The organism is Paenibacillus roseus, assembly GCF_016424485.1.
Classification (GTDB): Bacteria; Bacillota; Bacilli; order Paenibacillales; family Paenibacillaceae; genus Paenibacillus_D; species Paenibacillus_D roseus.
Genome location: NZ_JAELUP010000103.1, coordinates 379,998 through 400,564 on the forward strand (window position 1 = coordinate 379,998; position 20,567 = coordinate 400,564).

At 45.5% G+C, this 20,567-nt stretch carries 18 protein-coding genes; 17 read left to right on the forward strand and 1 reads right to left on the reverse strand.

Going from position 1 to position 20,567, the window contains the following annotated elements; translation table 11 throughout:
• Positions 1 to 15: 15 nt before the first annotated feature.
• The 15 genes from thrC to JFN88_RS18675 all read left to right on the forward strand — a co-directional run bounded on the left by thrC (position 16) and on the right by JFN88_RS18675 (position 17,541).
• Entirely contained in the window at positions 16 to 1,275 is a 1,260-nt protein-coding gene (gene thrC, locus JFN88_RS18605) for a threonine synthase (protein WP_199020785.1), read from the forward strand.
• Positions 1,276 to 1,312: 37 nt separating this feature from the next.
• Positions 1,313 to 2,383 carry a phosphoenolpyruvate carboxykinase (ATP) gene (locus tag JFN88_RS18610; RefSeq protein WP_199020786.1) on the forward strand — a complete coding sequence of 357 codons (1,071 nt, stop codon included), beginning with the start codon at positions 1,313 to 1,315 and terminating at the stop codon, positions 2,381 to 2,383.
• On the forward strand, positions 2,376 to 3,512 hold the full coding sequence (locus tag JFN88_RS18615) for an amidohydrolase family protein (protein WP_199020787.1): 1,137 nt from the start codon (positions 2,376 to 2,378) through the stop codon (positions 3,510 to 3,512). The genes JFN88_RS18610 and JFN88_RS18615 overlap by 8 nt, the downstream gene beginning before the upstream one ends.
• Entirely contained in the window at positions 3,512 to 3,868 is a 357-nt protein-coding gene (locus JFN88_RS18620) for a Rieske (2Fe-2S) protein (RefSeq protein WP_199020788.1), read from the forward strand. Before JFN88_RS18615 ends, JFN88_RS18620 begins: the two co-directional genes overlap by 1 nt.
• A gap of 209 nt (positions 3,869 to 4,077) precedes the next feature.
• A complete protein-coding gene (locus JFN88_RS18625; protein WP_199020789.1) occupies positions 4,078 to 5,238 on the forward strand; it encodes a nucleotidyltransferase domain-containing protein in 1,161 nt (386 codons plus the stop codon).
• On the forward strand, positions 5,238 to 6,005 hold the full coding sequence (locus JFN88_RS18630) for a metallophosphoesterase family protein (protein WP_199020790.1): 768 nt from the start codon (positions 5,238 to 5,240) through the stop codon (positions 6,003 to 6,005). Before JFN88_RS18625 ends, JFN88_RS18630 begins: the two co-directional genes overlap by 1 nt.
• Positions 5,995 to 6,396, forward strand: coding sequence for a YjbQ family protein (locus tag JFN88_RS18635; protein WP_199020791.1), 402 nt, complete (start codon positions 5,995 to 5,997; stop codon positions 6,394 to 6,396). The genes JFN88_RS18630 and JFN88_RS18635 overlap by 11 nt, the downstream gene beginning before the upstream one ends.
• A 23-nt stretch (positions 6,397 to 6,419) precedes the next feature.
• On the forward strand, positions 6,420 to 7,586 hold the full coding sequence (locus JFN88_RS18640) for a pyridoxal-phosphate-dependent aminotransferase family protein (RefSeq protein ID WP_233168039.1): 1,167 nt from the start codon (positions 6,420 to 6,422) through the stop codon (positions 7,584 to 7,586).
• The gene (locus JFN88_RS18645; protein WP_199020792.1) at positions 7,564 to 7,827 is read left to right on the forward strand and encodes a glutaredoxin domain-containing protein; all 264 of its coding nucleotides are present in this window, start codon (positions 7,564 to 7,566) and stop codon (positions 7,825 to 7,827) included. Before JFN88_RS18640 ends, JFN88_RS18645 begins: the two co-directional genes overlap by 23 nt.
• Positions 7,828 to 8,479: 652 nt before the next feature.
• Entirely contained in the window at positions 8,480 to 10,198 is a 1,719-nt protein-coding gene (locus JFN88_RS18650; RefSeq protein ID WP_233168045.1) for an extracellular solute-binding protein, read from the forward strand.
• A gap of 208 nt (positions 10,199 to 10,406) precedes the next feature.
• The gene (locus tag JFN88_RS18655) at positions 10,407 to 11,384 is read left to right on the forward strand and encodes an ABC transporter permease (protein ID WP_199020793.1); all 978 of its coding nucleotides are present in this window, start codon (positions 10,407 to 10,409) and stop codon (positions 11,382 to 11,384) included.
• A gap of 34 nt (positions 11,385 to 11,418) precedes the next feature.
• The gene (locus JFN88_RS18660; protein WP_199020794.1) at positions 11,419 to 12,315 is read left to right on the forward strand and encodes a carbohydrate ABC transporter permease; all 897 of its coding nucleotides are present in this window, start codon (positions 11,419 to 11,421) and stop codon (positions 12,313 to 12,315) included.
• 75 nt (positions 12,316 to 12,390) lie between these two features.
• Positions 12,391 to 14,082, forward strand: coding sequence for an extracellular solute-binding protein (locus JFN88_RS18665; RefSeq protein ID WP_199020795.1), 1,692 nt, complete (start codon positions 12,391 to 12,393; stop codon positions 14,080 to 14,082).
• Positions 14,083 to 14,170: 88 nt separating this feature from the next.
• On the forward strand, positions 14,171 to 15,778 hold the full coding sequence (locus tag JFN88_RS18670; RefSeq protein ID WP_332908521.1) for a response regulator: 1,608 nt from the start codon (positions 14,171 to 14,173) through the stop codon (positions 15,776 to 15,778).
• A complete protein-coding gene (locus tag JFN88_RS18675) occupies positions 15,775 to 17,541 on the forward strand; it encodes a sensor histidine kinase (RefSeq protein ID WP_233168047.1) in 1,767 nt (588 codons plus the stop codon). Before JFN88_RS18670 ends, JFN88_RS18675 begins: the two co-directional genes overlap by 4 nt.
• Positions 17,542 to 17,557: 16 nt before the next feature.
• Here JFN88_RS18675 and JFN88_RS18680 read toward each other — a convergent pair whose 3' ends face one another.
• On the reverse strand, positions 17,558 to 18,442 hold the full coding sequence (locus JFN88_RS18680) for an AraC family transcriptional regulator (RefSeq protein ID WP_233168049.1): 885 nt from the start codon (positions 18,440 to 18,442) through the stop codon (positions 17,558 to 17,560).
• Positions 18,443 to 18,594: 152 nt separating this feature from the next.
• On the opposite strand from JFN88_RS18680, the gene JFN88_RS18685 reads away from it, so the two are divergent.
• The gene (locus tag JFN88_RS18685; protein WP_199020796.1) at positions 18,595 to 19,653 is read left to right on the forward strand and encodes a Gfo/Idh/MocA family protein; all 1,059 of its coding nucleotides are present in this window, start codon (positions 18,595 to 18,597) and stop codon (positions 19,651 to 19,653) included.
• Positions 19,650 to 20,507 (forward strand): sugar phosphate isomerase/epimerase family protein, encoded by an 858-nt coding sequence (locus JFN88_RS18690; RefSeq protein WP_199020797.1) that lies wholly within the window; start codon positions 19,650 to 19,652, stop codon positions 20,505 to 20,507. The genes JFN88_RS18685 and JFN88_RS18690 overlap by 4 nt, the downstream gene beginning before the upstream one ends.
• Positions 20,508 to 20,567: the final 60 nt, after the last annotated feature.

Consider the following 20,567-nt stretch of genomic DNA (forward strand, 5'->3'; position numbering starts at 1 on the left):
TTAAGGAGCGGAGCGATGCAGTTACATTGTATAGATTGTGATAGTCGGTATTCTATAAGTGATTTTAAGTACGCTTGTAGTTGTGGTGGACTTTTAGAAATTGAACAAGATTTTAAGTTTTTGGATTCAGAGTATTTGAAACGTAAATTTGAACAACGATTATCCGATAGAATGACTCCCTATGCAAGTGGGGTTTGGCGTTACAAAGAACTTATTTTTCCTGAACTTGAAGACAGGTTCCTTATCACAAAAAATGAAGGCAATACAGGTCTGTATGATATAGAGAGAGTCAATCAATACGTTGGTATTAAAAAGATATGGTTGAAATCACAAAGCGAAAATCCAAGCGGTTCCTTTAAAGATAACGGCATGGTAGTTGCGGTGTCTCATGGCAAATCGCTGGGGCTTGATAAATTTACCTGTACCTCAACTGGCAATACGTCTTCCTCTCTCGCAATGTATAGTTCACTCACGAATAGTCAGTCATATGTATTTGTTCCAGATAAAAATATTTCGCTAAATAAAGTATTGCAGACCATTTCGTATGGAGCTAAAGTCATTGCTTTTGAAGGCACCTATGACCAAGGAATCGATTTTTTGGAAAAGTATAGCGGAGAATTAGGCCTGTACATTTGCAATTCAATTAACCCATTTCGCATTGAAGGGCAAAAAAGTATTATTTATGAAATCGCACAGTACCTCCGTTGGGAATTGCCGGATTGGATTGTAGTTCCGGGTGGTGCGCTCAGTAACGTATCTGCTCTAGGAAAAGGACTTGGGGATTTGTATGAACTTGGATTCATCAATAGGCTGCCCCGTGTCGCAGTCGTTCAAGCGGAGGGAGCAAGCCCTTTTCATCAGATGATAAGTAAGAATAAAAATGAACTGCAACCGGAACTTCAGCCTAAAACAGTGGCTTCTGCACTAAATATCGGTAATCCGCCTAGCTGGAAAAAAGCAAGAAATACTTTGAATGCAACCAATGGGATTACAGTATCCGTTACTGATGATGAGATTCTTAATGCCAAGGCTGTCATTGATCAAAGTGGAATAGGATGTGAGCCTGCATCAGCTTCTACGGTTGCCGGACTCAAAAAACTCTGTGAATCCGGACAAATTCATCGGGACGAGACAGCAGTGTGTATTCTTACGGGCAATTTACTTAAGGATACTGAGGTGTTAAGGCAATATCATTTAGAATGCACGGAAAACTCTCTTTTTGCGAATCCTCTTATTAAATCTAAATTAAATATAGAAAGCATTAAACATTTATAGCGAGGTGTATCTTTTGGCAAACGTTAGGACGTATACGATGTCATTTCTTCATTCAAAACTTTCCTTCTATATTGAGGAGCCCTTATCTCTTGACTCTGTATTTGATTTCTTTAATACACATTTTGATATACAGCACGGAGCTAACGATGACGTTCTTGCAAGTATTACGGTAACAAAAAGCACCGATTCTTTTAAAGATATAGATTTTTCTGCCGGGGAAGACGTGTATCTCCGGAAAAGCGCTTCCGAATTCTTTACTATTCGTGCGAAATGTGTGGTATCAAATGAAGTTCAATATTTAAAATGTCTGAAAACAAATACCTATATAGCGATGAACAAGCATGATGGGACGATCCTGATTGCAAGCCCAGGTGAAAATCCACAAGCAGAAGAGTTAGTATTCATTGAACTTATCCGAGATTTGGTTTTGAAAAATGAGGAGAATCATGGGGTAGTCGTGTTACATGCGACGTGTGCCTACAAAGATGAAAGAGCTACATTAATAATTGGACCAAAGGGAGCAGGAAAATCTACTACTTTACTAGAAATTGTCAGCAAGTTTGGCTACCAATTTATGAGTGGCGATAAAACCTTTTTATGGGTCGAGAATGGACAGCTATACGCTTCAGGATGGCCGGATTACCCGCATTTGGGTCTTGGCACACTCTCAAAGTATCCAGAATTTATTGGCAAGCTGAATTTGTCAGAAGACATCCATGCCGCACAGGAAAGCTTATGGTCCACAGATCATAAAAGAGCCATTCCTCCTGATATCTTCAAAACTATATTTGCTTCTGTACCAGCTGGTTTTACTTGTCTTGTTGGGGGCTTTCTGTATCCAAAACTAGAGCCAGCTCCTGCTAGTGAGCTAGCTCATTTAAATGATCACGTTGCTAGTATGCTGCCACACATCGAGAGAATTTTTGGTGAGAACGGTGATGCCGTTCTATGGAATAACTATATAGTCCCTCAAGATTTACTTGGCATAAATAGAATGATTGACGAATGCAAAAAGGCTGCATCCAGGTTGCCTGCATTTACTATCAGAGGTTCCGGCATATTAACAAACCTCGACGCTTTAAACGAAGGAGTGCCTTCGCATGATTAAAAAAGGGCAGTATGAAGATTTTTTTATTGTTGATGCGGATGTTCACATTAATGAAACGCCTGAGGACTTGATCCCTTATTGTGATTTGCCCTGGAGGAAGGCACTTGAGGCGATAGTTAATGTCCCTCGTCGATATTTAAACATTCCAGGTTTTGCTCCTCAATTTTCCGGCAATCGTCCTTTTTGGCCGGGAGGATTTGATAAAAAAACGGTGAATACGCCAGATCAGCTCCGGGAAGAGCTTACGGAACTCGGTATAGATATCGCCATCATTTTCCCTGATAATCTTCTCTTAATTGCAACGTTCCCTCAGCGTGAATATGCTGCTGCTTTAGCAAGGGCTTATAATGCATACCTTGTTGATCAGTGGGCGGACAAAAGAGAAGGGCTAAAAGGCTTGCTTCTTGCTGCCCCGCAGGATCCGGTTGATGCCGCGAGAGAGATTAATAAATACAAGGATGAAGAAGGGATTGTAGGGGTTTATCTGCCTTGCGGAGGCCTTCATACTTTATGGGGACATGAAATGTATAACCCTATCTTCGAAGCAGCGGAAGCAGCCGGCCTGCCAGTCATTTTTCATTCTGTATTGACATTAAATACAGCATTTCCCTTTAATGGTCTGGAACAATTTGAAACAGAGTTTGCACGTCACGCCCTCGCACACTCTATGTCATTAATGTTTAACATGTTGCGTCTTATCGAGACGGGAGTTCCAGTCCGGTATCCTAATTTGAAGATGTGTTTTATAGAGGGTGGAATATCATGGGTCCCCTACATGTCGATGCGGCTGGACAAGGAGTATATGGAACGACGAAGATATGTTCAACATCTGGAGAAGCCGCCTAGTCATTATATTAAAAATTTTTATTACGGAACTCAACCCATTGAAGAGCCGGAAAATCCAGGGGACTTGGCCAAGGTGATTGAACTCTATGAAGGTGAAAATACAACGATGTTTGCATCGGATTGGCCGCATCATGATTTTGACCATCCGCGCGCTATTTTGAACTCCGGATTATCTAAAGAAGTAAAAAGGAAAATTTTAGGGGAGAATGCACTTGCATTCTTTGATATTGACAGACAAGGCAAACGAATGCGTTCTCATGATAAAAAGGGGATACTGAGCTAATGGGAAGAATTTTTGACGTTGCCGCGGCTCAGGATATTCCCTTAGGAACCCATAAGATAGTTACTGTAAAAGGCCGTACTATCGGAATATTTAATATTAAGGGCTCTTACCATGCGTTGCCTAATATTTGTCCCCATCAGATTGGTCCGTTATGCGAAGGGAAAGTTTCCGGGACCCTTTACAGGGACAAAAAGACCTGGGAATTGCATTGGACAGAAGAGGGGGAGATCGTAACCTGCCCTTGGCACGGATTGGAGTTTCGAGTGCAGACCGGTGAATGTCTGGCTTATAAACAAGTAAAACTGCGGACGTATAATGTTACCCAAATTGATGGTCGTCTCCTACTTGAGATATAGGGGAAATGATGGAACGGAGCGGCCTAACAAAACTTGTGCTGATCGAAAAGGAGAGCGAATTTTTAGTATCCTTCTCTGTAAATCCGGATGACTGGATCGCCCGATTTGATAAGTCTCTAAATAAAGCGCGGGATTGGGCCTTAAACATGGTCAATTTATATAATCATGAATTACAACAAGAAAATGAAATATAGAAGGGAAGAACATTTTTGAAACAGAATTCGGAAGATCACGAATGGTCGATTCTTTCAAGTGAGCAGCGTTTGATGGTCTTAGCGTCCAGAATTCATTTAAATAGAGAACATGAAGAGCAAATTTGTTCTATTCTGGAAGATGGTATTGCTATAGATTATTTTATGGCGTTATGTATTAAACATAAAGTACTGCCTCTTGTAACCCCACATCTTATTCGCCTGGACAGTAACAAAGCCATTAAGCTGGAATATAAAAAGGTAATGAATCATGCGTACCATGGCAATCGAATGAAGAATGAACTTATGGCCAAGGAATTAAGGATGGTTTTAAACAAGGCAAACGAGTCGGGTTTGAAAATTATTCCGCTTAAGGGTGCATGGCTTATTCCTAATATATATAAGGATGCAGGCCTTCGTATTTCGAATGACCTGGATTTTCTAATTTCATTAGACCAAGGTCAAGCTGTTTCCGGAATGCTGCAAGCTATGGGGTATACACCGGGTCATTATGATTGGGCTTCCGATTCTATTGCTTTTGTTAGCGAAGAAGAAGTTATTCAGTGGAAAGACCGTTCAGGAAACTTACATCCTCATATGAAGCGGGTAGATAACGGGTTCTCAAAATATATTGGAGTAGATTTTTCCTATGATGTAGACTTGACCAGAAACTTTATAGCATCGAATGGTCTGCAGGAGCGTGCAATTCAGAGCAAACTTTATGATGCTCCAGCAGTTTGCCTGAATACAGTCGACTTCTTAATTCATTTAGCAATTCATTTATTTAAAGAAGCCAGCCATGAGAGATGGGTTAAAATTGACCAAGATATTAATTTAATTAAGTTTTGTGATGTTCGTGAATATATTTTAGCACATTTAGAACAGTTGGATTGGAGTGAGTTGGCTAAACGTTCAAGGGAGCTTGCTGCTGAAGAAGCCATTTATTACTCTTTATACTACTTAAAAATGATTTTTAATGATCCTTTTGTTGAAATGATCCAGGATCACTTGTCGATCTCGGGGCAAGAAGTATTGAGACACTACGTAACCTCTGAAGGCGGACAAGAGAAAACGTGGAAGAAATCTTTTTTTGAACGGTTTTTCAGTCTAAGTAATAAAGATGAACTTGTGTCAGATAAAATGGAACTGACGGCTGCTAATCAGGGTGGTGCAGTTTGATGAAACTGGCCATTATCTCGGATATCCATGGAAACGCAGTTGCCCTAGAGAATGTACTTGAAGATATTTCCTCTAAAGGGATAAGTGATATCGTAGTGCTGGGTGATTTAATTTTCCGCGGCCCTGAGCCACGGAAAGTGCTGAACCTGCTTCGCTCTACGACGGCATTGGTGCTAAGAGGAAATACGGATGAATGGATTACCCGGGGTATTAAAGAAGAGGAGGTGCCTGCTTCTGATTTTAAGATCATGAATCTTGAAAGACAATGGACTAAAAACCAGTTAACTGAAGAAGAGCTTATTTATCTGGATTCCCTTCCGCTCGAATGTTCTCTGTCTCTTTCTGCTGAAATATCAATTCACTGCTTTCACGGGACACCTGAGGACCCTTTTGAGGTCATTTTACCTTCGGATTCAGTTGACGTATTCAGACAAAGAATCATGCTAAAGAAGCAGGCATCGGTGTACGCTTATGCTCATACCCACCATCCATTGCTACGGTACATCGATGGCAAATGTATTATTAATCCAGGTGGGGTGGGCTATACATTTGATGGTTATACACAGTCTTCATATGCCATCGTGGAAGAATACGCGGGCCAATTAGGGGTCAGTATTCAACGGGTAAATTATGATGTAGAGCGGGTGGCAGACTTGTACCAGCAGCTTTCATATCCAAATGCAGAGCTCATGAAGAAAGTAGTTCGAGAAGGTGTTCATCCATATGAGATAAACCAAAAAGAGGAATGGTTAGCCCATGGTAGTTGAGATTCAGATAGCATCCGAGGGATTTAATGCTCATTACGATATTACAGAACAAATAGCAAGTGTCTTGCCGAAATTTGAGACCTCTGAAGGCATCGCCAAAGTACTTGCTGTCGGCAGTACAGTCGGCCTGATAAGCATGCGATACGAAGAGGGGGCCGTAGAGGATTTATTGGCAGCATTAGAGAGGATTTCTCCCAGAGAGCATGATTACGCGCATTATCGCACATCCAATGATTTAAATGGATTTGCCCATGTATGGTCATCTATCATGGGAAGCAGTGTTTTGGTGCCATATAAAAATTCAAGACTGGCAGTGTCACATACTCACCGTATCGTATTATTTGATTTCGATCTGCAGCCAGCACCTCGTACCATATTCATCAGTAATTAATAGAAGGGAAAGCGATAATCACTATGAAAAAACAGCGCATGGCCACCCCTGGACCAACGTATGTTCCCCAGGAAATACTGCTCTCAGGGGCACAGGAATTGATTCACCACCGCTCACCTCATATGGAAGAAGTCATGAAGGAAGTAAATGAAAGACTTCCGGTTCTATTTGGCACAACACAAGAAGTATTTATTATGCTTTCTTCTGGTACGGGGGCCATGGAAGCGGCAGTGGCCAATTGCTTTCAAGAGAAAGATAAGGTTCTAGTCGTCTCTAACGGATATTTTGGTGAAAGATTCGCAGATATCGCCAGGGTATACGGAATAGAGACTGTTGAAATTGTTTCTCCTTGGGGAACCTCAGTTGATATGCATGATATAGAAAAAGCTTATTATGAAAACCTTGATGTGAAGGGAATTCTCGTCGTATACAGTGAAACCTCGACTGGTGTTACGAATAACGTGGAAGAAATAGGTAAATTTTTTCGAGATAAAAATGTTCTAGTTGTTGTAGATGCCATCAGTGGCTTGCTTTCGCATGATTTTCAAATGGACGCTTGGGGAGTTGATGTTGCTCTTGCCGCATCTCATAAAGGCTTTATGATGCCCCCAGGACTTGCCTTTGCAGCTATTTCCAAAAAAGCATGGCTTAGGTTAGAGCATATAAACCCTAAAACTTACTATTTCTCCTTTAAACGATTTAAAAAATTCTATCCTATGTCTCCGTCAAGTCCTGGTGTTTCTCTAATCTTTGCCTTGAGAACATCGATTGAAATGTTAATGAGAGAAGGAATAGAAAGCTGTTACCAACGGCATCAAATGATTGCTGAAGCTACTCAAAAGGGACTTGAAGCCTTGGGATTTGAACTTTTTGTTGCTGATTCTAAAAGGCGCAGCAATACAGTCACAACGGCTATTGCTCCACCGGGTCTTGATACTTCACGATTAATCAAAATTTTAAGTTCACAATATGGGATGACAATAACAGGAGGGCAAGGAGAGTTCAAGGGAAAAATGCTTCGTGTCGGACATATTGGCTCAGTTGACTCTCTTGACCTCTTTACTGTTTTTGGAGCAATCGAGCTCGCTTTAACCGATATGGGGTTAGCTTTTACAAAAGGAAGCAGTGCAGCAGCAATTCAACCAATTATGCAAAGGGGTGCTTCGGGTGTTGAAATTATATCAACGTGAAACCTGTCCGTATTGTAAGACGGTGCGGGAACGTTTAACTGAACTTCAGGTGACGTATATCAACATTAATCTCCCAAAGGAACGATCAGAACGGGTACAACTCATTGAAAAAATGGGTGTGCCGTTCATCCCGGCAATTGATGATGAGGGTTATTTGATTCCTGGTAAACTGGAAGAAAACAATCATATTCTAGATTATATAAACGAGAAATACGCAAAAAACCTACGACAGCACAATTAACTAACTAAACTTGAATATTGCGATTTCCTACGAAATGTTCAAAAAAGAGCAGACTTGTAGTAAGAGGTGTAACCTTGGACTATGGGCATTATCTTGTACTTTGCCGCCTTTAATTGGGGGCACGTCGATCATCGGGTTCTCTTCACTTGTTCTTGATCCGATCTGGCTAGCCGTTATGGCAATCGTTGTTGTAGGTATGGGCGTGTTACTGTTTAGAAAAAAAGTCAAAGTCACGCACGACCTGTGGAGTGGATGGAAAATGTAATTGTAAATAGATAAACACAGCCGGATTCTTTTCATAAGGAGTCCAGCTGTGTTTTATATCGGGATTTATCTTGAATAATATAACCTGGAACCACACGAATATAGATTAACTCACCTATCAATTCCACAATCGTCCGGGTGCTTTACGGTCTGAATTATACTTTAAACTAAAGAATCGTTGAAAAGTATCATTTATTGTTAATCTGACCAATAGAAATGACGGCGACTAATTTATACAATAAAAATATCACACTTCCAGATAACGGAGATTTATAATTGGAAGCGCTTCCTGGAAATATATTGTTCCATTATAAAGTCTTCAATTCACTGCTGCATATGCTCATATCCTGCTTAAACAAACAATTGTAAAGAGAGGGGTAGTGCAAGAATGCATGATAAGGCAAGCGGAATACAGGTAAAACGAACGACGGTCATTATCGCTTCTTTCATTCTTATGCTTGCGACAGTGCTTACCGGATGCAGCAACTCCGGCGCTAACACGAATTTGAAAACGAATACAAACCAAACTTCCGGCGAACAGACAGGTGGAAACCAGCCGTCAGGCGATAACGGGAACGCGGAACAGTCTGGAGCGGAGGGGAAATGGGAGCTTGGCTCCGACCCGCTGGAATTCAGGATGTATGGCCATTACAGTTGGTACGACGTTCCGGGTTGGGACAGTACAGTGGCTGGAAGATGGATTAAAGAGAACAAGCAAGTAAACATTCTCTCCGTATCTGCAGGTGGCAACCATGAGCAGAAGCTAAGCACGATGATCGCGTCGAACGATCTGCCGGATGTCATCTGGATGGACCGTGGTGCTGAGGTGGAGCGTCTGCGCGATATGGGGATGCTGGTGCCTTTTGATGATTATCTGGATAAATACCCGAATCTGAAAACCTGGATGGGCAAGGATCTGAATATGCTGCGTTCGAAGGACGGCAAGCTGTATCAGTTCCCGAACTGGTATACGGGACGTCCGAACGGCAACGCCGGCTATGTCATTAACAAGAAAATCTATGAAGAGCTAGGCTCGCCGACGCTGGAAACTACGGATGATCTGTATAGTTATCTGGTGGCGGTCAAACAGAAATACGGCAATTCGGTCGTTCCTTTCGAGCCGCATCTTGCGAAGGATTTGCAGGGGCTGGGCGTACTGTACACGGCCTTTGGTGAAAATGTACTCTATTCCTATTTAAGCGCCAGCCTGCGAGCTGTCCCTAAGGACGGCAGTTTGACATCTGTATTCCACGATGCTACTTTCCGTGAAGCGCAGAAGTATATTTCCAAGCTCTATCGGGAGCGGCTTATTTCTCAAGATGCCTTCACGCAAACGCTCGACCAGATTGAAGAAAAGGTGATGCAAGGGCGTGTCGCCGTGTTCGCCGGGGCAAGTCCGTTCATTGCTATGAATGGGCATCAGGAGCTGACCAAGAAGGACCCGGATGCCGGTTATTTCATGATTTGGCCCATTCATAAGCAGGGTCTGGATAAAGATAAAATTTACCCGGGCACGTACACAAGTCTTGGCTGGAATGTTAGCGTTATCACGACAGCGGCGAAGGACCCGGAGAAAATTTTCGCCTTCCTCGATTGGTATACCGGTCCTGAAGGTCAGTCTCTGCTGTTCTTCGGGCCTGAAGGGGAAAACTGGAAGGGTTTCGACGCGGAAGGGTACCCGAACTTTACGGCGGAATATGACGCCGATGAAGTGGCGAAGCTGCAAATGGATCAGGACCCGATTATGTGGAACGGCAACACCGGCTTTATCGATCCGGCAAAGATGAAATACGAGAGCACATTGCCGAAGGAGAAGCAAAACTGGGCTGCCCGTTACCAAAGTGAAATTACATGGAAAACACAGGCGAATGCGACGGAGTTTGTGAACCTTGACCCGGACCCGGATAGTGATCTGGGAATAATCAAACAACGTGTGGATGACATTTTCACTCAGGCCTACGCGCAATCTGTTATGGCCAAGAGTGATGAAGAAGTGGACAGCATTCTGGATAAATTCGGGAAGGACGCCGAATCGGCCGGCTATTCACAACTTCTGGAATTCAGAACCAAGGCATGGAAGCAAAATAAAGCGCTGCTTGGAAATTAGATATAACATAAACATAACTTATTATGTTATTAATGAGTTATTAAAAATTACACAAAATCTCGAAAATTCGTTGAAAAGTATAAATTATTGTTGATCTGGCAAATAGAATTGGCCTTAAATCTGACATAAAATTAAGATATCAATATTTGGAAAGGCAAAGGCTTACGTACGAGGGCGTTGCCACACCATATCTTACAGGAGGATGCCTATGCCGCAAGCAACAACTAAGCCGCAGATCCATGCGCCGACACAGCCGGAGCCCAGCCGCAAAAAAAATGTCGTTGTGCGCTTTTTGAAGCAATGGGATATACAACTCATGGTATGGCCCGGGATTATACTCATCTTCGTATTCGCCTATTTGCCGATGTATGGAGTGCTTACCGGTTTTATGGACTACAAGATCAATACGGGCGCTCGAATCTTTGAGAACAACTGGGTGGGATTCAAGCATTTCTCAATGTTCTTCAATGCGCCGGAGTTTTATACCGTCATGCGCAATACGATTGTCATCAGCTTGCTCAAGTTTCTGATTGGTTTTCCAGCTCCCATCATTCTGGCGCTAATGCTGAATGAAATCCGCCATATGATGTTCAAGCGGGTCGTGCAGACGATTACTTACTTGCCTCACTTCATGTCCTGGGTTATCGTAGCGGGTCTGGTCGGATCGATGCTCTCTACGGAGAACGGAAGCATCAATATTTTGCTGCAAAAGATCAACCTCATTGATGATCCGGTCAACTTCATGTCCATGCCGGAATACTTCTGGTCCATTCTCATCTCCGCTAACGTGTGGAAGGAGATCGGCTTTGGCTCGATTGTTTACCTGGCAGCAATCGCGGGGGTTGACCAAAGCATGTATGAGGCGGCCGACATCGACGGAGCGAGCAAATTCAAGCAAATTTATCTGATCACGATTCCGACGATTATGCCGGTCATTGTTATCTTCATGATACTGGCTATCGGCAACCTGCTTAGCGCTGGCTTCGAAGATATCCTCCTGCTCGCTGAAAATCCGGTGCTGCGACCGGTATCAGATGTTATTGATACGTATGTATACCGGGTAGGCTTGTCCAACTTCCGTTATTCATATGCAACTGCGGTAGGATTGTTCAAGGCTGTCATCAGCATTGGTTTGCTGACCATGGCGAACTATCTTGCCCGTAAATCGGGGAACAGCCTGTGGTAGCAGGCAGAATTGAACAACGGGGAGGCGAACTGCAGTGACGCGATTAGCATTCGGAGACCGAATCATGCACATTATCATCTATACCTTTCTCATCTTGTTGTCCTTCAGCGCGCTGTATCCGTTCTGGAATGCGCTAGTGATATCCTTTAATCTGGGGCTGGATACATCCAAGGGAGGCGTTACATTTTGGCCGCGGGTATTCACTTTGGAAAACTACGAAATTGTATTGAATGACAAGCGACTTGTCAACGGCATGGTCATATCCGTAGCGCGCACAGTGGTTGGTTCAGCCGCAGCGATACTAATGACAGCGATCCTGGCATACGGCATGACCAAGAGGGAGCTTATCGGACGCAATGTTTATATGGTATATTTCATCTTTACCATGTATTTCGGCGGCGGTTTGATTCCGACCTTTCTGTTAATCCGTTCTCTTGGCCTGATGAACACATTCTGGGTGTTTATCATTCCGGCGCTAATCAGCGTATGGAACATGATTATATTTCGAACCTTCTTTAGAGGCTTGCCGGCAGGGCTTGAGGAGTCCGCCAAGGTGGACGGATGCAGCAACTGGGGGATTCTGTTCAGAATTGTACTCCCCTTGTCCGGGCCTGTCATTGCCACATTGGCATTATTCACCGCGGTATCTCACTGGAATGACTGGTTTATAGCCAGCATCTACATTAACAACGAGAAGCTGCTCCCGATTCAGACCATGCTCCGGCAAATTCTGAACGCCAACATTGTAACGGATATGTCCAATAATCTGGATACCGCTTCACAAGCGCGGATCGAGAGCGCCCGGACGATTACGACCAAATCGCTGACTATGGCAACAATGATGGTAGCTACATTACCGATTGTGCTTGTCTATCCGTTCGTTCAGAAATACTTTGTGAAAGGCGTGCTGATTGGCTCGCTGAAGGAGTAGGTAGCGCCCGCTTTACGTTTAAGGCGATTCATCGCTTTGGACATACAAAAAAAGTAAAGAGAGGGGTAAGTGAAGATGAATAAGGCCAGAAGATTTTCGATTCTCCTTGCATCTGTGATGCTCGTGCTGGCAACAGTGCTGGCTGGATGCAGCAGCAACACGGGCAAAACAACGAACCAGCCGGCTACCGGACAGACAGAAGGCAACAAGACCTCAGATAATAAAGGAAACGATGAGCAGACAAGTACTGATGGAAAATGGGAGTTTGGCTCCGAGCCGCTGGAATTCAGCATGTACGGCCACTATAGCTGGTACGACGTACCGGCATGGGATAGTACAGTAGCTGGAAGATGGCTCAAAGACAACAAAAAGCTTAACATTGTGCCGGTATCTGCGGGGGGCAACCACGAGCAGAAGCTGAGTACGATGATTGCGTCGAACGATCTGCCGGATGTCATCTGGATGGACCGCGGCGCTGAGGTGGAGCGTCTGCGCGATATGGGGATGCTGGTTCCATTTGACGATTACCTCGATAAGTATCCGAATCTGAAAACCTGGATGGGCAAGGACCTGAATATGCTGCGCTCGGAGGACGGCAAGCTGTATCAGTTCCCGAACTGGTATACGGGACGTCCGAACGGCAACGCCGGTTATGTCATCAACAAGAAAATCTATGAAGAGCTCGGTTCACCGAAGCTGGAAACAACGGATGACTTGTATAATTATCTCGTAGCTGTCAAAGCAAAATACGGCAACAGCGTTACCCCTTACGAGCCGCATTTGGCTAAAGACCAGCAAGGTCTTGGCGTACTGTACACGGCTTTTGGTGAAGATGTATTGTATTCCTACCTGAATGCAGCACTTCGGGCGATTCCGAAGGACGGCCAGTTAACGTCAGTGTTTAAGGATGACACTTTCCGTGAGGCCCAGAAATATATTTCCAAGCTGTACCGTGAGCGTCTGATCTCCCAGGATGCGTTTACACAAACCATAGACCAAATTGAGGAGAAAGTCATGCAGGGCCGCGTAGCTGTATTCGCTTCCGCCAGCCCGACTGTTATTGCAATGAATGCCCACCAGGAGATGGTGAAGAAAGACCCGAACTCCGGTTACTTCATGATCTGGCCGATCCATAAAGAGGGGCTGGATAAAAATAAAATTTACCCGGGCACGTACACAAGCCTTGGCTGGAACGTGAGCGTCATTACGACAGCCGCGAAGGACCCGGAAAAAATCTTTGCATTCCTCGACTGGTATACGGGTCCTGAAGGCCAATCTCTGCTCTTCTTCGGACCTGAGGGCAAGAACTGGAAGGGCTTCGATGCGGATGGGTATCCGAACTTTACTCCGGAGTACGACGCGGAAGAAGTTCTGCAATTGCAAAAGGATCAAGACCCGATCATGTGGAACGGCAACACCGGCTACATCGATCCGGCGAAGATGAAGTACGAGAGCACATTGCCTGCGGATAAGCAAAACTGGGCTGCCCGTTACCAAAGCGAAATTACTTGGAAGACGCAAGCCAATGCAACCGAGTTTGTAAATATGGACCCGGCTCCGGACAGCGATCTGGGCATTATCAAGCAGCGTATTGATGATATCTTCACCCAGGCGTATGCAGAATCTGTCATGGCGAAGAGCGACGAGGATGTCGACAGAATTCTGGACAAAGCGGAGAAGGATGCAGAAGCTTCCGGCTATTCCCAGCTTCTGGAGTTCAGAACGGAAGCGTGGAATAGAAATAAAGCGTTGTTGGAAAACAAGTAAATATTGTGCCTGTGCAGGGAAAGGGTATACTATATAATAGTATACCCTTTCTTTTGAATGAGAGGAAAATTATTGCTAGTTGTCCGATATGCCAGCGATTACGAAACTGGAGTTGAAGCTGATGTATAAGGTACTGCTCGTGGATGATGAAATACTTGATTTGAAGGGAATGCAGACATTCATTCCATGGGAAGAACTGGGGATGGAGGTCGTGGCGGCGGTATCCAGCGGGTTTGCGGCAAGCGAATTGCTGGAGGGGCAGCCGGTTGATATTTTGGTCACCGACGTTCACATGCCAAATATGTCAGGTCTCGAACTGGCACGCAAAGCGCTGGATACGAATGAAAAGCTGAAAATCATTTTTGTCAGCGGCTATCAGGACTTTCATTATGTGAAGCAAGCGCTCTATTTGAATGCTTGCAGCTATGTATTGAAACCTATGGATGATAACGAGCTGATTGAATCGCTGAAAAAGCTCCGCGATGAGCTTGATGAGCAGCGCAAGCGGCAGGAGACAGAGCAGCAGTATAGGCGAATGGTACCGCTGATTAAGAATGAGTATCTGGTTCAACTGCTCGAAGGCGTCTTGAATTCGGAGGCGCTGGAGGTGTTGCTGGAGGAGTACAAGCTGAATGAGACGAACTGGCCTGTGCGTGTAGTCATTGCCGAGCGGGATGATTGGAAGATCAAGCGCGGCGCCGAGGACGTCATGGACGAAGCGAAGATGTCGGGGGTATTTTGGAACACGCTATCCTCTGTCTGCCGCAGACTTGGTATTCAGCAATATTGCAGGTTGAACGACAAGCGGCTTGGGCTGCTGCTTGAATCCGCTGTAAAGCCCGAATATCTGCATGAGGTGCTTAGCCGGGAATTTGCAGAGACTCCAGCTCCAGTCACAGTCACTCTCGGTGTAGGAGATCAGGTCACAGGGGTATTGTTCCTCAAGGAGTCCTATCGTCAGGCGAAGGCTGCGCTTGATTATAAAATGTTTAACGGAAAGGGCTCCATTATTCATTATCAGCAGGCCCAAACTGCACGAATGAAAGATGTTCAGAATCTCGATATCCAACTCGATTCATTGTTCGAGGCGATGACGAATTATGATCTGGTGCGCATACATGATGAGCTTCACAAGCTCTATGGACTGGCAGTAACGATGCGGTCCAAATATACGATACAGAACTTCACCATTTTTCTTCTGATGAAGCTGGACGCCTATCTGCAGAAGATGAATGAAGATTTGTTCCAACTGCTCAATATAGATATCCATTCACTGGATGTTGTGCTCCAGTATGAAACCATTGGTGAGATTCATGCCTGGCTTCAGTACCAGGTGTATGAATTGTCAGAAATACTGCATTCGAAGAAACAAAAGAAGAACTGGAAGCTTGTCCGGGATATTGTCAATGATGTGAAGCAGCGGCTGCATGAAAATATTTCGCTCAAGGACATTGCGGAGCAGTATTCGTTCTCGCCGAACTATCTGGGGCAAATTTTCAAGGAGGAGATGAATACAAATTTCAGCGATTATATTACAACACTCCGAATGGAAAAAGCAGGGGATTTGCTGCTCCATACCAATCTGAAAGTATATGAGATTGCCAATATGATCGGTTACCGCTACCTTCCTTATTTCAGCCGGCAATTTAAGGACTACTACGCTAAAACGCCCCTGGAATACCGTAGAAAACTATGAAGTTGCCCAAATACCGTTACCTGCCGTTTGGCTACAAGCTAATGCTGTCCTATTGTATTTTTATCGTCATTCCTGTGCTGCTGATCGGTTATCTGTCCAATGCCGTCTATCTCAATTCCATCCGGGAGCAGACCAACAGCAGCGTGCAGGGAACGCTGACCCAGATGAGCGACAACATATCCTACAAAATCAACGATATCATTCGGATTTCAGATCTGTTCTATTATGATTATTCGCTTGCGCGGCATGTTCGCAATTACGAGCAAGGCTGGTTATCGTACGAAGCAACGACCAAATATCTGCTGCCCAAAATTGCGTCTTATATCGAAGCGACAAGCCAGCGCCTGTGGCTTTCGATTTATTTTCATAATGAGGATTTTCCGGAAGTTTATCGTATTTTTAAGGACGAGGACCCGCTTGGCTCCAATGAGAACCGCTATGATCTGTTTCATCTGTCAAGAATTCAAGACAAGCCATGGTACCGCAACTATCCGGAGGAAAAATACGGGCAGACGATGGTCTGGCAGCGAATTGAGGATGATTTTAGCTTTGAGAGGATCTCTTTGCTGCGGAGGCTGCTGAATGTGCAAGTGACGACCACCATCCAGGAGATTGGCTTCATGCGAATGAGCGTGCCGCTCTCGGATTTGTTTGGGACGGTAGATTATACGAAGATTGGCAACGGGGCGACGATTTTTATCATAGATGAAAATGAACGTATTGTGAAAGCTTCGGGGGATGCTAGTTACCGGTATGATCAGCCCTGGGACAAATCCCTTTACAAGGATTACATGATTTTGGAGCATGATATTCCCGGATTTGAGTGGAAGATATCTACGGTCATCCCCAATCATATTTTCGAGCAAAATGTAAGGGAGGTCAAGCTGCTTACATTCCTGATTTGTCTTGTGTTCACAGTCGTTTATTTCGTATCAGGGGCGCTGATGTCCAATTATTTTTCCCGAAAAGTAGGCAAAATCGTCTCCGTTCTCAATTCCTTCCAGGAGGGTAATTTTACGAAGCGGATTTTCTTCAAGGGTCAGGACGAATTCAGCCAGATATCGCTGGCGCTCAACGAGATGGGACAAAATATCGGGGAGTTGATTCATAAAGTCTACGTCGCCGATCTGGATAAAAAGGAAGCGGAGCTAGATATGCTGCAAGCCCAGATTAACCCGCATTTTCTCTATAATACGCTGTCTTCTATTAATCGGCTGGCCAAGTTCGGGGAACTTGACAAATTGCAGCGGATGGTAATGGATTTAGCGAAATTTTATCGGCTATCCTTGAACGAAGGCCGGACAATTCTGACGATTGCCGAAGAACTGGAGCAAGCAAAGGCGTACATCAGCATCCAGAAGACGAAATATGAGGATCGGATGAGCGTCAGCTACCATATTGACGAAGAAATATTGGGCAAATCGACTATCAAGCTGATCATTCAGCCGTTTATCGAAAATGTGTTGGAGCACGCCTGGTGTGCAGACCGCATCCATATCCGGATCGTGGCGTACCGCGAGCGGGATAGCATCTATTTCAAAGTCATCGATGACGGGGTGGGGATTCACGCAGATCTGCTCAAGCAGATGGAAGACCCGGATGAGAGTGCGAGCACCGGATACGGCATTCGCAATGTCAACCAGCGCATCAAGCTATATTATGGCCCGACCTACGGTGTCCAGATGTACAGCAGGCTCGGAATCGGGACAACGGTGCTTATTCGAATTCCGGTAAGCAGAATGGAAGGGCGGACAATGGAATGACCCGGCAGATGCCGGGTCATTTTTGGATCGTCGCCGTTTCGCCGCGCAGGACGGAAGGAGCGATATGGCGATGCTTTTTATAAGTACGGCTGAAATAATAAATATCGTTGAAGCCTGTAGCAGCGGCTACCTCGGAGACAGTCAGCTTGCTGTTGCGAAGCAGATCATCTGCTTTATCGAGTCGGGCGGCGGTAATATACTCCGTGATCGTGCGTCCGCTCAGTTCCTTGAACAGACGGCTGAAGTGAAAGCGGCTCAAGCCTGCAATTTCCGCCAGAAGCTCTACTGACAGCTCGGATTGGTAATTGTCCTCAATATATTGGAAGACTGGGGCAAAGCGCTCGACATTTTTGATGCGCTCGGCGTATTCATTGCGACTCAGGACGGAATTCAGATGATTTCTTACGAGAAGGGTCAGCAGCTGATACAGCCCGGATTTGATCGCCAGTTCGTAACCGAATTCGCGGTGGTTCAGCTCATCTACGATAGCGAGCACGCTGGAGAAGGCCAACGGGTCGTTTTTGACATGGTTGTGCAGCAGCAGCCGGTTCTGGGTAATCGGGGTGATGAACTTCGTCTCGGCTGCTCCAGCGAAGTGACTGTACAGCAGGGAAATATCGACGATGAGCGCATAGTAGTTCACATCTGTCGAGAGGCTGACACCGTAATGCAGCTCATTGCTGTTGACCACAATCAGCTCTCCGGCCTTAGCGGCAATCGGCTTGGAGCCGCATTCAATAAGGGCTTCACCGGAAACAAAATAGAGAAACTCGAGATGTTCATGCCAGTGATGGCGGAACAAAACCTCCCCTTGATGCTCAAAGTGGTTGTGGTGGACCTTGACCGGAAAATGCGGGTCAGGCATATCCATAGGCTCACGCAAGGACTCATCGGATTCCAACTCTCATTTCCTCCTTTGTCAGCACAATTGTACAAATGAACCGCATGGCTTTTCATGGATTATTCGTGTGATTTCATTATAATACGAAATAATACGAAAGTATGTATACAAGTTGGACAAAAAAACGGAGCATTCACAAAGGAGAGGCTACCATGCAACCTGTACAAATTGGCGTGATCGGAACAGGCTCCATCTCATCTTTTCATATGGACGCTTACCAGAGCAATCCGAAGACGGAAATTTATGCGGTCTGTGATCTGAACGAGGAACGCGCGCAAAGGGCAGCAGAGGAATACGGCGCATCGAAGGTGTATACCAATTACCTTGATTTGCTCGCCGATCCGGTTGTTCAGGCGGTCAGCATCTGTACATGGAATAATACGCATGCCCAAATCAGCATTGCCGCGCTGGAGGCAGGCAAGCATGTGCTTGTAGAGAAGCCGCTTTGCCGCACAGTTGAAGAAGCATTGGAGGTGCAGGAGGCGGTAAAAGCTTCCAACAAGCTGCTTCAAGTCGGCTTTGTGCGTCGCTACGATACGAATGCGCAACTGTTGCGCTCGTTGGCGGACCAGGGTGAATTTGGGGATATCTATTATGCCAAAGCGACGACAATACGAAGACTCGGCAACCCGGGAGGATGGTTCTCGGACATCGAACGATCCGGCGGCGGCCCGCTGATCGATATCGGGGTTCATGTGATTGACCTGTGCTGGTATATGATGGGACGGCCCAAGCCGGTATCGGTTAGTGCCAATACGTATAAGAAGCTCGGCAACCGCTCCAATGTAAAGTATTTGTCTTTTTATAAAGCGGCGGATTATGATGGCAGTTCCAACACTGTAGAAGATATGGCCAATGCTCTGATCCGATTCGAGAACGGGGCTTCGCTCCTCGTCGATGTCAGCTTTACGCTGCATGCCAAGGAGAATGAAGGAAGCGTTAAGCTCTATGGGGACAAAGGCGGTTTTGAAATTGATCCGGAAACGGTCATTGTCACCGAGCAGCATGATACGATCCTCAATATTTATCCGCAAACGGATCATAAGGGCTTCGATTTCGAAGGCGCTTTCAGAAATGAAATCGACCACTTTGCCGATTGCATACTGAACGGCCAAACACCGATCAGTCCGGTTGAGGATGGCGTCGAGATTATGAAAATATTAGTCGGCATCTATGAATCGGCAGCCAGGGGAGAAGAGGTTAAGCTATGAAGCTGGGAATAAGCACGTACAGCCTGTACAAGGCGCTATCAACCGGTGAGATGAACGTTGAAGACGTTCTGTCTTATATTGCCGAGATTGGAGCGGAACATGTAGAAATTGTGCCGCTTGGCTTTACGCTGACCGATAACGATGAATTGATTCAGTCGATCAAGAAGCAGGCAGCAGAGAAAGGTCTGGAGCTGTCCAACTATGCGGTGGGCGCCAATTTCGTCGGGCTTGAAGGGGAGGCCTATCAGGCGGAAATCGAGAAGGTGAAGCGCGATGTCGATGTCGCAGCAGCGCTTGGAATCAAGCGCATACGGCATGATGTCGCCTGGACAGAGAATACCTCAATTGGACATTTCCTCGAGCAGTTGCCGCAGTTGGCAGCGGCTTGCCGCGAGATTGCAGATTACGCTGCGCCGCTTGGCATTACGACAAGTGTTGAGAATCATGGCTACTTCGTCCAGCATAGCGACCGGGTGCAGGCGCTGGTAAGGGCAGTGGACCGCGATAACTTCAGGACGACGCTCGATGTCGGCAACTTCCTGTGCGCAGATGAGAATCCGGTGGCGGCTGTGGCCAACAATATCAGCTTGGCGTCGATGGTTCATGTGAAGGACTTTTACTATCGTCCGTCCCATCGCAATCCGGGCGAAGGCTGGTTCCCTACTGGGAGCGGCAACTGGTTGCGCGGCGCCATCGTCGGACACGGGGATATCGACATTCCGGCTGTACTCCGTACAGTCAAGGCGGGCGGCTATGACGGCTACATCTCCATTGAATTTGAGGGCTTGGAAGACTGCAAGGTCGCAACGAAGCTTGGCTTTGATTATGTGAAGCGGGTATGGGCGGAAGTATAGCGTGCTTTTCTACTCATCAGTTATTCATTCAATTTATACTAGCAACATGGGTTTACATTG